Raw genomic sequence first — 15,480 nt, 5'->3', positions numbered from 1 at the left:
GCCTGGGCTTAAAGTTTTACGTTAAAACTCAGCCCACTCATCCCCTGATGAGGTTACAGGTTTTAAAGGCTTGGATTGCACCGAGGTTTTCGGCGCTGCTGAGCGCTTTAAGCCAGGTTTAGGCAGCGTCTTTCCCTTGGAAACCACCGTGTTAGGCCTATTATCTGTTTTAAAGAAACCCATCTGCTGACTTAACAAACTAGCCTGCTCTCGCATACTTTCAGCCGCTGCTGATGTTTGCTCGACCAAAGCGGCATTCTGCTGAATACCTTGATCAATAGAACTGATAGCTACTTGTAATTGTTTCACGCCCTCGGACTGCTCCTGTGATGCATGAGAAATTTCAATCGACATCCTTGAAGCACGTTCAATGGAACCGGTTATTTCAGTAATGACCTCACCTGACTCGGTGGCCAACTTTGTACCTTGATCGATGCGTGCAACACTCTCATTAATCAGGCTGGTAATTTCCTTGGCGGCTTCGGCGGACTTTTGGGCGAGTGCTCTTACTTCACCGGCTACCACGGCAAAGCCGCGGCCGTGTTCGCCAGCGCGTGCGGCCTCAACCGCCGCATTTAAAGCCAACAAATTGGTTTGAAAAGCAATGCCATCAATTAAACTCACTATGTCCGATATTTTGTGGCTAGACTGCTGGATGGCGCCCATGGCTTCTATTGTTTGCGCCATAACACCCGAAGCTTGTTTTGCCTTGACTTCAATCTGTCTTTCAACCTCTGTAGCTTCAGCCGAATTTTGCGCATTATTTTGCACCGCAGCGCTAAATTCTTCCATGGTCGCTGAGCTTTGCTCAATCGCCGCAGCTTGTTTTTGTACACGGTCACTTAAGTCCATTGAACCCTGAGCCACTTCCAGTGCCGCATGGTTAACTGAGTCTGCCGCCGAAACTGCGATCGATACAATTTCGTTTAAACGTGTTACAGAACGATTGATCGCCTGCGTCAATACTCCCAGCTGCCCTGGATAATCTGCATCGATCTTTTGCGTTAAATCACCTTCCGACTGGGCAACTGAAATGCGTGTAATATCATCAATCGAATCACCTAGCGCCTGCATCGACTCGTTGATCATGGTTTTGAGTTTTGCTAAATCACCCTGTGCATCTTCCTTGACGCGATCATCAAACTGGCCTTGACGCATGTTTTCCATTACACGTATAACACCCGCAATCGACTGATTTAGAGAATGGGTTGATTCAGCAACGCTTTGCATCATATCACCAAAGTCACCCGGCAAGTCCGTACTGACCTTAACGCTAAACTCACCCGCCTTGAGCGAGTTCATTACGGTTGATAATTGAGCCATCGTTTGGTTAATCGAATCCGCACTGCCGTTCACTCCCTGCTGCAACCTAGCGAGATCTCCCGCAAAATCTCCCTCAATTCGCTGACTGAAGTCACCCTTAGATAAGGCTCCAACCACCTGGTTTGTATTGTTAAGCGCTTTTTGTAAATTCGTCATTAAGTTGTTTAATGCATTGGCCGCCTGACCGATTTCATCTTTAGATGCATGGTTAACTTTAATCGAGAAATCACCTGTATCATCAATTTTTTGTAAAGTAGCCACCATGCCATTAAGAGGACGGGTTATCGCCCTAATCATAAATAGACCGATCAAAATAGCCAGCGTCATAGCAATAAACAAAATAATGCCCATGGTGTATTTATTTTTCTCGGCAATTTCAACCGCTTCTGCAGCCTGCTCAATACCCGTTTGTTTGCTGCGTTGGGTTATGGTGAGGAAGGTTTCTCCCATGGCATTAGAAATGGGCACCATACGCTTGACTGTTGCATCATAATCACGCATTAGACGGTCTAATTCCGTTTGCGTTCGCGCCTGAACCATTTTGTCAATTAAATCATCTAGCTCTACATAATTAGTCCGCCAGGCCTGGTACTCACCTTGCAAACGAGCAAATGTTTGTGCGCCTGCCTCTGACTGCTTAGGTATTGCGGCAAACTCAGCCCAATATTGATCCACAATTGCCCAAGAGTTTGCGCGAGCATTTTGAATAGCCCGAAGCTCGGCTGGAGCGGTTTGGATATCGTTATGTCGAAATACACTGATCGTTTGTGCTCGGATATCCATCCGCTCGGTATTGAGCACACCGAGTGTTACCGCACTAGGCAGGCGCACATTAGAAAAGTTTTGCATACCGCTAGACCAAAGAACAAAGCCTCTAATCGCATTAAAACCACTAAACGCTAAAGCAACTAGCATTAATACGACAAACAAAATCAGTTTACTGCGAATAGTAAGATTGTTTATCCAAACCATGACTCTCTCCTTTTATTTAATTTTTATTAAGGTTTAATTATATGCTTTAAACACAATCAAACGAATCAATTTAATTTATACATACGCTTAATATTTTTGGACGTGGCATAAAAAGCCTGCAAAAGCAGGCTTAAGAAAGCTTGAATAGAGCTAGAGCTGACTGGTTTTAGTGTTTTACAGCACTGGGGTTAAAGGATTGAATTTCACGGAAAATACCTTGGTTGGCCAATAAGTCAATATTTAAGACAATAACCATGATCTCATCAAGCGTCGCCAGCCCCCTTACATACTCTTCACTAACACGGTTACTCTCACCAAACGATGGCGCACCTTGAAGCTCTTCCAAGTTAACGTCATGCACATCCGATACCCCATCAACCACTAACCCGATGGTTTTTTGTGTAGAGTGGTCCGCCCCTTCAACATGATGATTAACATGGGTGATAATCACCACAGTAGTTTCATCATAAACAGGCTCGCCAATATTAAAGCGTTCGCGCATATCGACAATCGGTACGACCGCACCACGCATATTGATGACCCCTTTCACATAATGAGGCATGTTCGGTAGACTGGTAGGCGCTTCCCACCCTCGAATCTCTTGAACTCGCAAAATATCAATACCATAGGTTTCTGCGCCAAGGGTAAAGGTTAAATACTGGTCTTGGTCAGCGTGCAATCTAATATTTGAAGTATTTGCTTTACTGTTTTGTTCTCTGGCTTGCATTAGAACTTACTCCATTCGTCTGAGGCTTTTATTCTAGCCGATTTAGGTGAGGGTAAACCAGCGGTTTTTTTAGTTTTTACTGCCACAGCTTTATTAACAGGTTTTGATAGCAACTGAGGCGCTCGCGTTGCGCGAGAGACTTGAGCTGCATTAGCCGTAATGATTAAGCGGACGTACAAGGCCGAACCCAAAAGCAGTTTGACATCCTCCCCGCCGTGAACGACGGGGATTCCCAACGGCGCTAGGCCGTTAAGAGCGGGTGTGACTCGCGCCTTCCCGCTGGTTCCTGCTTCATCGATTCAACTCCACAGGCTAGCACCCGATGCCCTCGGGCTAACACATTCAACACACTCAAACTTGGATTGTGTTAAACGATTTTCTTTGGCTACATGAGCACAACACGGACAGGTTTGAGAGGTGTGTTTGGGGTTAACCTTTAACACATCGCCACCCAACCAGGCCTGGTTATATCGCCCTTGGCCGATTTCGACATGTTTTTTACCTTTAAATCCTCAACCACGACCATGGCGTGGTTTTTGCAAATCACGGTTGAAGATTTATGTAAAAAGTCTAATCGGGCACTGGCAATGCGCTCATGCGCACGAGTTATTTTTTGTTTCTGCTTTTTCCAGTTGGCAGAGAACTTAGCTTTTCGTGCCAGCTTACGCTGTGCTAAAGCCAACTTCTTTTCCCACTGTTTAAAACTGTTTAACGGTTCAATGCAGTTGCCGTCAGATAAGGTGACAAAGCGTTTAACGCCTAGATCAATACCCACGATGGATGTTGATTGATGGCGCTGAATATCGGCTTTATATTCAGTTTGTATCGACACATACCAATGCTTCCCTTTTCTGGAAACCGTCACATTCTTAAGCTCACCGATTACTTGGCGTGAATTGCGGTATTTCACCCAGCCAATTTTTGGCAAGAATACACGGTTGGTATCTTGCTCAAGTTTAAATCCCTGCGGATAGCGAAAACTGTCAGAAGCGCCTTTTTTCTTGAATACCGGAATGCGTTTTAGTGGCTGGGTTTTATCAAAACCATCTTTAAACGCACGTTCGAGATTTTTGAGTGTTTGCTGTAGGGTTTGGGAGTGAGCTGTTTTTAAAAAACCGTATTCGTCAGACTGCTTCCAGAGTGTTAGCCAAAACGCCATCTCGCTATACCAGAGTATCGGTTGCTTATGCTCAAGCCGAAATAAATTCATCGCTAACGCTTTATTCCACACAAACCGGTTTACACCGGCAAACTCAACCATCTTCTGTACTTGGTCAGAATTTGGGTTAAGTCGGAACTTAAAGGCTTTGCGTATCGTTTTCTTCATGGTTATAATTATACAAAAAGGATTTGGTCTATGCAAGTTAATGACGAGATAAGAACAGGCAGGAGCTGCGTTTTTAATCTTCACGCTCATTTGGTCTTTGTCACAAAATACCGCAGAGATGTGTTTAGTGACAGGGTGTTAAATGATTTGGAAGACATCTTTAAAAGCGTTTGCTCGGACTTTGAGGCCGAGTTAATTGAGTTTAATGGCGAGCATGACCACGTACATCTTTTGATTAATTACCCGCCTAAAGTAGCAATTTCTAACCTGGTGAATAGCTTGAAAGGCGTATCAAGTCGCCTTATTCGCAAAAAGAACTACCCTGAAGTTCAGAAAAAACTTTGGGAAAATACGCTTTGGAGCCCTAGCTACTTTGCAGGGAGTTGTGGTGGTGCACCCTTGTCAATTATCAAGCAATATATTGAGCAACAACAACGACCACACTAAACAGGCTTTGCTGTTCCGCTTATATCCCCGCCCTAAAAGATGGGGTTTTACGCGCTATTGGATAAAAAAACTTTGTAAATGGATGGAACCATCCGTTTCAAGCTATGACGACCAAGATGTATTATAACCAGAACAAGACGTTTACTAAAACTACATATTGCCACAAACCCTAAACCTTTGCACTCTCCCTTATCACCATTGTCGCATAAGAACCCGGGCGCAAGGTAAAACTGATTTGTACACTATCGGCATCGAGCCATTGCCAAGCCATTTCCTGTGGCAAAACACGCAGTGCGCGCCGATCTTGCTTTAAACCTATGTCAGCCAGCCCGGACATCCAGGCCTGGTTGTGATCCAACACAGATTGCTCTAGCTGTTTAGCCTGATGCTGGCTAGGCAAATCACCCGCTCCAACCAGTGGCGCAGTAGGGTGAATGTCCAAATCAACTACACGCTGAGCCAGATCGACAGAACCATCATCCACAAACCACTTGTCCGAACCCTCAAGCTGAAACACGTCACCGCCAACTGCTTTATTCCAACAAGCCTGTTCAACTCTTTTTGCTACAATTAGGTTAAATAAATACGACCGAGCGGCAGAAATATAAAGACTGCGCTGAGCAGGTTTGAGTCGTGTCAATTCTCCATCGAACAACCGCTGCGCCATCACAAGGTTGTTTTCGTTACGACCAAAACGCTGTTCGCCAAAATAATTGGGCACACCCTGTTGCTGGATTTGCTTGAGGCGGCTTTCAAGTTCGATTTTATCACCCGTAACATCGCGCAAAGCGAGGATAAATCGATTACCACTAAGCCCGCCGGTTTGCAGTTTGCGTTGATGGCGAGTGGTTTTGAGAATGCGCATTGAATCAAAGTTAAAATGCTGAGGATCAGGATCGGCCTTACCGGGCAAATACAAACTAAACCATTGACGCGTCACAGCATGGCGATCTTTTAAACCCGCATACCCTATATCACGAAGTTTTATCCCCGCCCATTTAGCCAGTTGTTGCGCAACCCAATCGGTGTTTTCGCCATCCTTTTCCAGCCAAACCCACAAGTGTTCGCCTTCGCCACTGAGTTCAAACGCAATCTGCTCCTCAACAATAAAATCTTGGTTTTGGCTTTTAAGTTTAGCCGTTATAGTCGGTTCGCCATAGGCATAAGGCAGGGTTAAGAAATGCATTAAGATTGTCCAAAAAAAAGGCCCGGTATGCAACCAGGCCTGGTTATAAAAAGCTGGCTAGTTTTACGGCTTAGGCTTGCTGCTGGATACCCGCAATTAACCAATTACCTTCACCCGCGGCTAAACGACGGATATGCCAAACTTCATTAAACGCATGCGCTTGAGCATCACGCTCTTCTTTAATAAAACCACTAAAACGTATGCTGACAATAAAATAATCACCTTCAAACGACTGATCGTCCAACTCGCTGTAGAGCGTGTCGATTTCCGTGTGGTTTTCACCTGGCACCATATCGTGCATCAGTGTTTGTATTTCCGCAAATAATTCAGGCGTGCAATAGCTTTCAATCTCACTCGCATCTGCTTGATCCCAGGCTTTTTGTACCGCGACAAAATGTTGTTTTGCGCCCTCTACAAAGGTGTCGGCATTAAACCAGCTTGGTGACTCAACATTGTGCAACGCATTAATACCTAATCCAGAACCGATAATCGAACCACCACTATTCGGATTGTAACTGGGGGGAGCGTCCTGCTGAGCTGTTTGACGATAGGCATTTGAATCATCCATTGGCTGACGCGCAGCACCCGCTGGCTGCATCGAACCTTGCCCTGCTTGGCGACTGCGAAAATGTTTAAACAACATAAACGCACCAAAGGCTAACAAACCAAATAACAAAATATCCATAAACTGCAAGCCCTCAAAGCCATCGCCAAACAGCATAGCCGCCAAAAGGCCACCCGCCGCCAAACCTGCTAAGGGCCCTAACCAACGCGACGCACCAGACGCGGGTGCAGCCTGTCGCCCAGGTGCCGCTTGCTGCTGCTGTGCAGGCTGCTGACGTTGAGCAGGCTGCTGGCGTTGTTGTGAAGGCATAGAATGCTGTTTACCAAAACTACCCCCACCCCCAAAACGTTTGGCTTCTGCTGGCTGTGGCATCAATAAAGCAAACGTCAGCATAAAAGCGCTGAACGAAAGCAAAACATGTTTAATACTTTTCATTGAATTCTCCGTTAAATTAACCAATCAATTGTATCGGTAAACCCCCAACATAACAACCGGTACGAGGAAAGAGCCTCAATCATTCAAGATTATTGTCATTTGCCTAGTGTAGGTTTGCTGACCGTCACTCTGAATAAAGCTAAGAGTAATTTGGTCTAAATCAGTGAGCGTCAGTTTGTATGTTTGTGCATCAATCGCAACGATATCAACCTGCGGGTTTTGGTCACGAAAATAGCTAACGGAATACTCATAACCATTAGCAAAAACAGCACAGTTCTGTGGTGGGACATAAACATAAATTGTTGTGCCATTCGCAAGGGTACCGCTCGCATCACCCACCAACCGATAAGGCGCTTGTGATAAAGAAGGGGTACTAAACGTCCATTGCCAGGTTTGTGTAGTGCCCCCGTATTGGTAGTCAATTTTTGCACTATAATGACGCCCCCACTCCAAGCGCTCCCTTGGAAAAGCCGCTAGCCATTTTTTATTATCAGTTTGCCAGCTATTTGCGCCAGGATCAGGTTGTGGCGTTTGATTGGTCAAGATTCTTACCAACTCAAGCGGCGAGCTTTTACCCTGTTCTGTCAGCACAAAACTATCAGCAATAATCGCATAGTCATTTAAAACTAACGGATTGACCTGAATAGATACCGGGTTACCCGATACCGAACACTCCGGCAAGGGATCCGGCGACTCTAGATAAAATACAGGCGGCACGGTTGCGCCCTGAGCGGGCCAAAACACCACATCCTTACTCTGCGCTCTCATCTGAGAAAGTGCATGCTGATAGGTCGATGCCTTTATTTTCGCGATCCCATCGTTACAATAAAAAAACGAGCCAGAGTGCACCGCCTCACCGCCTGATCGACATAGGTTTTCGATCTGCGCAATACCTGATTTCGTCGTCATCGCTGCCCAAACAAGATTAGTTCGAGGGTTCTGGTCAAATTGTGCGTTAAAACCAAAGCCAATTTCATTGCGATCAAAATCCAATAGGCTCATACGATGGTAAATAGCTGTCATCAAATCATCAATAAGCTCAAGTTCGTTGGATTTGTTATAACTAATATTTTCAGATACAAACGGGCTTTTATAACCTGCATTATCTGCACGGTCTTTAGCCGAATGGCCGGTAAAAAACAATGAGGACGAACTTGTTTGAAAATGCCCGGTGATGTTTTCGTTTACTTGATAATTTGTATGACCTAACGCAGCCTTTGAAAGCGTTGAGTTCGCTGAATAACTCAACAAGCCTGCATAATCGCGTAAATAGTTTAAATAACTTAGTACCGAGTCAGTAGGCGGATTATAGAGAGAGGGTTGTTCTGCAGGTTGTTCTGCAGGTTGCTTGCCTCCACTCTCAGAGCCAGAATTGCAACCGATCAAAACCAAAGACAAAACAAGCGCAATACCTTCCTTCATAGCCATCCTTATTTGTATCTACAAGGCTTCAAACATTGCTGTTTGCAAGGCTTGATCACTTAATACTATTGGATTTCCAAGCATACTGCCTGCTCTAGAGTTTTGCAACACAGGATCTAAGTTATCCTTGGTTAAACCAAAGTCTGCCAACCCCTGTGGAATCGTTTTCGCCACTACGCCCTCGATAGCCACAACCAGGCCTGCTAGATCAGCACGCCCCGTCAGGAGCTTAGCAACCTGTAAGTACTTCGCTAACGGAACACTTGCCTGTTCAGTGTTTAAGTTTTGCAGAGCCTCAATGTTTAGCCGCGTAATAGGGGCCAGCAACCTTGCACACACCAAGCCATGCGGCGCATCGAAAAAAGCACCGATTGGACCCGCTAAACCATGAACCGCACCCAAACCCGCATTAGCCAGTGTCATGCCCGAAAAACTAGCAGCAAGCATCAGTCGACCATAACCTTGTTTTTTCGCCGCTTCATCCGTTGACTCAATCAGCTCAAATGCACCCTGGAAAAGCCTTAACCCCTGCCAAGCGAGTGCATCCGTCATAGGGTTGGCTTTGAGCGTTACATAGGACTCAAGCAGTTGTGTAAAGGCATCCATCGCGGTTGGGTAGAGTACCGACGGGGGACAATGAGGTAAAAACCGGGGATCTAGCCAGGCCTGCTTGGCCAATAAACGATCATCGCGAAAGGACTTTTTAAACACCCCTTGACGCGAAATAACCGCATTTTTAGTGGTTTCTGATCCGGTACCTGCCGTGGTAGGAATGGCAATGAATGGCACAGGCGTTAATGTAATTTTACGACCACAGCCCACGCCTTCTAAATAATCAACCACCGAAAAACCTTCTGGTAGCAGGCCTGCTATAGCCTTGGCCGCATCCAACACACTGCCCCCGCCAAAACCAATCACCAACTCAATATCGGACGGAGCCGCGGCTACCAGCGCATCAATGGTTTCCGCTGAAGGCTCACCTCGCACCACAACCCTATGGACATCACGCTGATTTAAAACATCAGCCAAACATGAATCAACAAAATTTTGATCAGCATAACCACTGGATACTAGCATAAGTTTATGTTGAGTTTGTGCCAATATGGAATTTGCTAATTTGGACTCCGTACACCCCCAACCAAACTCTATAGCGGGCATTGGTGCAAAAGAAAACGGCTCGATGAACATAACCTGACTCCTATCATCTGTGTATGCTTTTAAATAGCCTACTATTTTGTCGCTTTTGCAGCAAGCAATGCGCGAATAGTGTCCATTTGCGAATTGCCGTGTTGTTTCGCCTCATCATGACTCAGTTCAACACCTGGCCTACCTTCCCACTGAAGCGCATCTTCGGGAAGTTCGAACAAAAAACGACTAGGCTGGCAAGGCGTATCTTCACCGTATTTACGGCGCTTTTGCGCATAGCTAATCGTAAGACTTCGCTGCGCACGTGTAATACCTACATAGGCCAAACGCCGCTCCTCTTCCAGGCCTGGTGATTCGAGGTTTTGCTTGTGAGGTAGCATTTCTTCTTCAACACCAATTAAAAAAACATGCGGAAACTCCAGCCCCTTGGACGCATGCAGCGTCATTAAGCTGATCATATCATGCTCTTTCTCTTCCTCATTACGCTCCATAATATCCATCAGGGTCATGTGCGAAACGATTTTTGCCAACTTGAGCTCGTCGCCATCCTCTTCTTGGGCCTTAGTGACAATGCGCTCAATCCAAAGCAATAGATCACGCACGTTTTCAATGCGGCGCTCAGCCGTTTTAACCGATGAAGCGGTTTCCATTAACCAGTTGTCGTATTCAATTTTGTCCAACACGCTGCGCACAAAGGTGACCATTTCTTTGCCTTCAACCAACTCGGCTTGCTTGACCCAGTCCAATAAGACCAGTCCAAACAATTGTACACGTTTTAGCGACTTTTCTGACAACACTTGGGTTAAGCCAAATTCCTGAGTAGCATCAAACAAGCTCACCCCACGATGCGTTGCGTAGGTGGCTAGCTTTTCCAGTGTACCCGCCCCAATTTCACGACGCGGGGTATTGATAATGCGCAAAAAGGCCACATCATCGTCCGGATTAACAATAAGTTTGAGATAGGACATCACATCTTTAATTTCAGCACGATCAAAAAACGACTGACCGCCCGATAAAATATAAGGTAGGTTCTGTTCACGCAACGCGCGCTCTATAAGGCGGGCCTGGTGATTACCTCGATACAGCACCGCATAATCACGATTTTTAGTTTTGTGCTTAAATTTATGGACAATGATTTCTGATACCAGGCGCTCAGCCTCTTGATTTTCATTGGCACAGGCAATCACTCGAATGGGGTCACCTAAACCCATTTCACTCCAAAGTTTCTTTTCAAACACATGCGGGTTATTAGCAATTAATTGGTTGGCACTATTCAAAATACGCTGGCTAGAGCGATAGTTTTGCTCCAGTTTGACTAGATGCAAACCAGGGTAATCTTGCTCAAGCAAGGCTAAGTTTTCCGGCTGTGCACCACGCCAGGCATAAATAGATTGATCGTCATCCCCCACCACGGTCAGTTTGCCATTCATCCCAACCAGTTGACGCACCAGCTGATACTGAGTGGCATTGGTGTCTTGGTATTCATCCACGAGCAGATAACGGACTTTATTTTGCCATTTTTCTAAAATCTGTGGCTGCTCATTAAACAAACGCACTGGCAAGCCAATCAAATCATCAAAGTCCACCGCATTATAGGCGTGAAGTTGCTTTTGGTAAGCCCCATAGAGTCGAGCGCGAGATTGCGCCAAGGCATCTTCCGCCATCTCAAGCGCAGTCTGTGGGTCCAAATGTTGGTTTTTCCAAGCTGAAATATCCCATTGCACCCCATCCAACTCTTCAGGATCTAGCTCATTCTTTTTCATCAATTCCTTTAAGATTTGTCCCGTATCGGTCGCATCCATAATCGAAAAATTGGCTTTGTAGTTGAGTGCTTTATATTCGCGGCGAATAATATTCAAACCCAGGTTGTGGAACGTAGAGACATTAAGACCTTTAGCGGGCGTATCGACCATTAATTTCGTGACACGCTCCCTCATCTCTCGGGCGGCCTTATTGGTAAAGGTCACCGCGTAGATATGGTGGGGTTTGTAGTCATGCTTACGCACGAGGTAGGCAATTTTTTCGGTAATAACGCGCGTCTTACCACTACCCGCCCCTGCTAACACTAGCAAAGGCGTGTCAATATGCAATACGGCTTCAAGTTGTCGCGGGTTAAGACTATGCATTTTTTACAAAACTTTAATGTTTAAAAGTTGAGTATGATAAAGCAATTTAATAAATTAAGAAGTCTTGATATGCCCTCTGCACAGGTTTTTAATCGTCGAGGGTTTCTGCGCAACCTTGGATTAGGCTTAGTTGCACCAGGCCTGGTGACGCTGCACGGAAACCTGGGTCCTGGTTACTCACCGCAGTAATATCTTACTCGCGACAGGTGCGAACACAGCCATGGGCGATATTTTGTTAACACGATTTGATACCGAGAATCCACAACAACCTAGACTACTCGCTAAACTTCAATGGTAGCATGGGTTAAAACCGCGTGGTGTTAAACACTCGCAATCCAAAACCAACCATACAGCATGTATACGGGAGAAAACCAATTCGCTTATAATGAGCTGAACCACTTATTGGAATTTATCATGGCACCTATCGAAGAGCTTAAAAAAGACCTTAGTTTTGAAACTCAACTTATGGGAAAAACACTAAAATTTAACACAACATGGGGTATTTTCAGCCCACGTGAAATAGACTCTGGCACAGACTTACTTTTACGTCATTTGACTATCAAACCTAATGAGGTTGCACTCGATATTGGTTGTGGTTATGGGCCAATCGGCCTAGCGATTGCGGCTAACGCGCCTGATGGTGAAATACACATGGTCGATAAGGACTTTGTTGCCGTCGATTATGCCAATAAAAATGCACAGTTAAACCAACTTAACCATGCCAAAGCTTATCTTTCAAATGGCTTAAGTAACGTGCCCAAAAATATTGAATTTACGACCGTTATTTCTAATATTCCCGCCAAAGTAGGTAAAGAAATGCTCAGCATTATGTTACACGACATTCATGCTCAGCTCGCACCGGGTGGTCAACTTGTTGTGGTAACCATTAACGGTTTACGCGACTATATGAAACGTAACTTTAATGAGGTGTTTGGCAATTACGAAAAAGTGAAGCAAGGTAAAGACTACACGATTTCACGCTGCATAAAACAATAAACCCGGTGAACAAAAAACCCGAGACAAGCTCGGGTTTTATAGAGGCTAAAAACGCAACCTAACTTATCTTACTACTTGGTTCAATGAACCTGAAGCGTAACGTGCTTGCATTTCTTCTAGACCGACTGCTTTGATCTTAGAAGCATGGCCTGCACAACCGAATGCCTCGAAACGCGCTTTACAAATACCCATCATCGCATCTTCAGCTGCTTTGTAAAATTTACGTGGATCAAAGTTTGATGGGTTTTCAGACAAATGCTTACGAATCGCACCGGTAGATGCCATCCGTAGATCGGTGTCTATGTTTACTTTACGCACACCATACTTGATGCCCTCAACAATCGCTTCTACCGGTACGCCATAAGTTTGCCCCATGTCACCACCGTAGTTGTTGATAATGCTCAACCACTCTTCAGGGACAGAAGAAGAACCGTGCATTACAAGGTGAGTAGTAGGAATGCGCTCATGAATCTTACGAATTTGATCGATTTTTAATACATCATCAGAAGGCTTAGAGGTAAACTTGTAAGCCCCATGTGACGTACCTACTGCTACTGCTAAGCAATCAACGTTGGTATCTTTAACAAATTGTGCTGCTTCTTCAGGATCAGTTAATAGTGCTGAATGATCTAGTTTTTCGTCAGAACCGTGGCCGTCTTCTTCACCCATCATGCCCGTTTCAAGCGAACCTAAACAACCTAATTCACCTTCTACTGATACACCACCCGCGTGAGCGATCTTAACCACTTCAGCAGTGATACCTGCATTGTACTCATAAGAGGCGGGGGTTTTCATGTCAGACATCAAAGAACCGTCCATCATCACCGAAGTGAAGCCTGACTGGATAGCGCGCAAACATACACCAACATCAGAACCGTGATCTTGGTGCATAACAACAGGAATGTGTGGGTACATTTCAACGGCGGCAGCCACCATATGACGTAACATTGGCTCACCCGCATATTTACGCGCGCCAGCAGAACCCTGAAGAATAACAGGAGAATCTACAGCCGCCGCCGCACGCATGATAGCGCGTACTTGTTCCATATTGTTTACGTTAAACGCTGGCATACCAAATTGGTATTCTGCTGCGTAATCCATTAATTCACGAAGTGTAATCATCGCCATCTGCGATACTCCTTTGTTGGTTTCAAAAAAATTGTTTAAATATTATAAAGCCGAGTTATGGAACTTTGACAATCTCAAGGCGGTTTGTACCACCCATATTACCGCGTTGTTCTCCACGGGTCAAAACAACCAAATCACCCTCACTAACAATGCCAAATGACTTAAGTTGTTTCAAGACATTTTGTTGAACTTCTTCATCACTCAGGCCGGTGTAATCAACGACTGAAGGATAAACCCCACGGTACATACATACTTTGCGGCGTGTTGACTTGTGCGGTGTAAGCGCAAAAATAGGCATACCAGAACTGATACGTGACATCAATAAAGGCGTGTTACCCGACTCAGTTAATGCAGCAATACATTTAACATTAAAATGGTTGGCTGCATACATAGCCGCCATCGCAATCGTTTCATCAACTGCGCTGAAGTACTCTTCAATACGGTGTGTTGAGTGACGTGTTGAACGTGACTTCTCAGCTTCGTGACAAATACGCGCCATCGCATCTACCACCATATGCGGAAATTTACCTGTTGCAGTTTCACCTGACAACATAACCGCATCCGTGCCATCCATAACGGCATTAGCTACGTCAAACACTTCTGCACGGGTCGGAATCGCATTCTCAATCATGGTTTCCATCATTTGAGTCGCTGTAATGGTGATACGGTTTAACTGGCGAGCACGTTTAATGATTTTTTTCTGGATCGCAGGTAATTGCGCATCACCGACTTCAACCCCCAAGTCACCCCGTGCAATCATCACCACATCCGATGCCAAAATAATACCATCTAAAGTCTCGTCATCTGCAACCGCTTCTGCACGCTCAATTTTTGACACAATACCACAAGTTAAACCAGCTTGTTGCGCAAGGCTTCGGCAGTATTCCACATCCTCAGCAGAGCGCGGGAATGACAGTGCAAGATAGTCCGCTTCAATTTTAGCGGCAATAAGGATATCTTCCTTATCTTTTTCGGTAAGCGCACTGGCTGAAAGCCCGCCCCCCATCAAGTTAATACCTTTGTTGTTAGATAGCTTTCCGCCCACAGTAACGGTACATTCCACGCGTTCACCAACTACCTGATCTACTTTCATCACAATACGACCATCGTCAAGCAATAAAAGGTTACCCGGCTTCACATCGTAAGGTAGGTTTTTGTAGGTTAAGCCGACTTCCTCGTGATTACCGTTTAGAGGATCTACATTATTATCTAATGCAAATTTATCACCCTCTGTCAATTCAACTACACCCGATGCAAAGCGCGCAACACGAATTTTGGGGCCTTGCAGATCAACCAAAATGGCCACTTCACGGTTTAGCTTCGCTGCAATTTCACGAATATAGCTTGCACGTTTAAGGTGGTCTTCAACCGAACCATGCGACATATTAATACGAACTACATCAACACCGGCTTTAATAATACGTTCAGTCTCACCTGGACGATCGGTTGCTGGCCCCAGTGTGGCTACAATTTTTGTTCTTCTTAATGAACTCATAATAACGCTATTTCCTTTTTACGAAATTAAAGGGCTTAGGCTCAGTAAGATGGCTCGCAAAATAAACTGATCCCCCAGTTGGGGAAAAGACCCATCCGGTCTAATTCAGCAATTTACTTCCCGAGACACCCTGTTACTTACCTTAAGCCAAAATAATAAAGCCCAGACCTGGACAACCAGGCCTG

Annotated in this window: 14 protein-coding genes; 3 read left to right on the top strand and 11 right to left on the bottom strand. The window is 45.3% G+C overall.

Annotated features, from left to right (window positions below; genetic code table 11):
- Nucleotides 1-21: 21 nt before the first annotated feature.
- The 4 genes from P8S55_RS05495 to P8S55_RS05480 all read right to left on the bottom strand — a co-directional run bounded on the left by P8S55_RS05495 (nt 22) and on the right by P8S55_RS05480 (nt 4,349).
- Nucleotides 22-2,295 carry a HAMP domain-containing methyl-accepting chemotaxis protein gene (locus tag P8S55_RS05495; protein WP_289225274.1) on the bottom strand — a complete coding sequence of 758 codons (2,274 nt, stop codon included), beginning with the start codon at nt 2,293-2,295 and terminating at the stop codon, nt 22-24.
- Between the two features lie 166 nt (nt 2,296-2,461).
- A complete protein-coding gene (locus P8S55_RS05490) occupies nt 2,462-3,022 on the bottom strand; it encodes a chemotaxis protein CheW (RefSeq protein WP_289225273.1) in 561 nt (186 codons plus the stop codon).
- 299 nt (nt 3,023-3,321) lie between these two features.
- Nucleotides 3,322-3,465, bottom strand: a complete 144-nt coding sequence (locus tag P8S55_RS05485) for a zinc ribbon domain-containing protein (protein ID WP_289225272.1) — start codon at nt 3,463-3,465, stop codon at nt 3,322-3,324.
- On the bottom strand, nt 3,459-4,349 hold the full coding sequence (locus P8S55_RS05480; protein ID WP_289223273.1) for an RNA-guided endonuclease InsQ/TnpB family protein: 891 nt from the start codon (nt 4,347-4,349) through the stop codon (nt 3,459-3,461). The genes P8S55_RS05485 and P8S55_RS05480 overlap by 7 nt, the downstream gene beginning before the upstream one ends.
- 30 nt (nt 4,350-4,379) lie before the next feature.
- Here P8S55_RS05480 and tnpA point away from each other — a divergent pair, with 30 nt between their 5' ends.
- Nucleotides 4,380-4,796, top strand: coding sequence for an IS200/IS605 family transposase (gene tnpA, locus P8S55_RS05475; protein ID WP_289225271.1), 417 nt, complete (start codon nt 4,380-4,382; stop codon nt 4,794-4,796).
- Nucleotides 4,797-4,965: 169 nt separating this feature from the next.
- Here tnpA and truD read toward each other — a convergent pair whose 3' ends face one another.
- The 5 genes from truD to P8S55_RS05450 all read right to left on the bottom strand — a co-directional run bounded on the left by truD (nt 4,966) and on the right by P8S55_RS05450 (nt 11,676).
- Nucleotides 4,966-5,982, bottom strand: a complete 1,017-nt coding sequence (truD, locus tag P8S55_RS05470) for a tRNA pseudouridine(13) synthase TruD (protein ID WP_289225270.1) — start codon at nt 5,980-5,982, stop codon at nt 4,966-4,968.
- A gap of 70 nt (nt 5,983-6,052) precedes the next feature.
- Nucleotides 6,053-6,982, bottom strand: coding sequence for a Tim44 domain-containing protein (locus P8S55_RS05465; RefSeq protein ID WP_289225269.1), 930 nt, complete (start codon nt 6,980-6,982; stop codon nt 6,053-6,055).
- Nucleotides 6,983-7,057: 75 nt separating this feature from the next.
- Nucleotides 7,058-8,404, bottom strand: a complete 1,347-nt coding sequence (locus P8S55_RS05460) for a CAP domain-containing protein (RefSeq protein ID WP_289225268.1) — start codon at nt 8,402-8,404, stop codon at nt 7,058-7,060.
- Between the two features lie 18 nt (nt 8,405-8,422).
- Complete coding sequence (locus P8S55_RS05455) at nt 8,423-9,592, bottom strand: iron-containing alcohol dehydrogenase (RefSeq protein WP_289225267.1); 1,170 nt, start codon at nt 9,590-9,592, stop codon at nt 8,423-8,425.
- 41 nt (nt 9,593-9,633) lie between these two features.
- Nucleotides 9,634-11,676, bottom strand: a complete 2,043-nt coding sequence (locus P8S55_RS05450; RefSeq protein ID WP_289225266.1) for a UvrD-helicase domain-containing protein — start codon at nt 11,674-11,676, stop codon at nt 9,634-9,636.
- A gap of 33 nt (nt 11,677-11,709) precedes the next feature.
- On the opposite strand from P8S55_RS05450, the gene P8S55_RS05445 reads away from it, so the two are divergent.
- Together P8S55_RS05445 and P8S55_RS05440 are read left to right on the top strand one after the other, a co-directional pair.
- Nucleotides 11,710-11,865: a hypothetical protein gene (locus tag P8S55_RS05445; protein ID WP_289225265.1), complete on the top strand. Its 156-nt coding sequence runs from the start codon at nt 11,710-11,712 to the stop codon at nt 11,863-11,865.
- 225 nt (nt 11,866-12,090) lie between these two features.
- Entirely contained in the window at nt 12,091-12,672 is a 582-nt protein-coding gene (locus P8S55_RS05440) for a class I SAM-dependent methyltransferase (protein ID WP_289225264.1), read from the top strand.
- 63 nt (nt 12,673-12,735) lie between these two features.
- Here the strand turns inward: P8S55_RS05440 and fba are convergent, their stop codons facing one another.
- Together fba and pyk are read right to left on the bottom strand one after the other, a co-directional pair.
- Nucleotides 12,736-13,800: a class II fructose-bisphosphate aldolase gene (gene fba / locus P8S55_RS05435; RefSeq protein WP_289225263.1), complete on the bottom strand. Its 1,065-nt coding sequence runs from the start codon at nt 13,798-13,800 to the stop codon at nt 12,736-12,738.
- 55 nt (nt 13,801-13,855) lie between these two features.
- On the bottom strand, nt 13,856-15,298 hold the full coding sequence (gene pyk, locus P8S55_RS05430; protein ID WP_289225312.1) for a pyruvate kinase: 1,443 nt from the start codon (nt 15,296-15,298) through the stop codon (nt 13,856-13,858).
- Nucleotides 15,299-15,480 lie beyond the last annotated feature (182 nt).

This window comes from Thiomicrospira sp. R3, assembly GCF_029581415.1.
Lineage (GTDB): Bacteria > Pseudomonadota > Gammaproteobacteria > Thiomicrospirales > Thiomicrospiraceae > Thiomicrospira.
The sequence above is the reverse complement of the archived record's forward strand: the minus strand, read 5'-3'. Positions and strand labels throughout refer to the sequence as shown.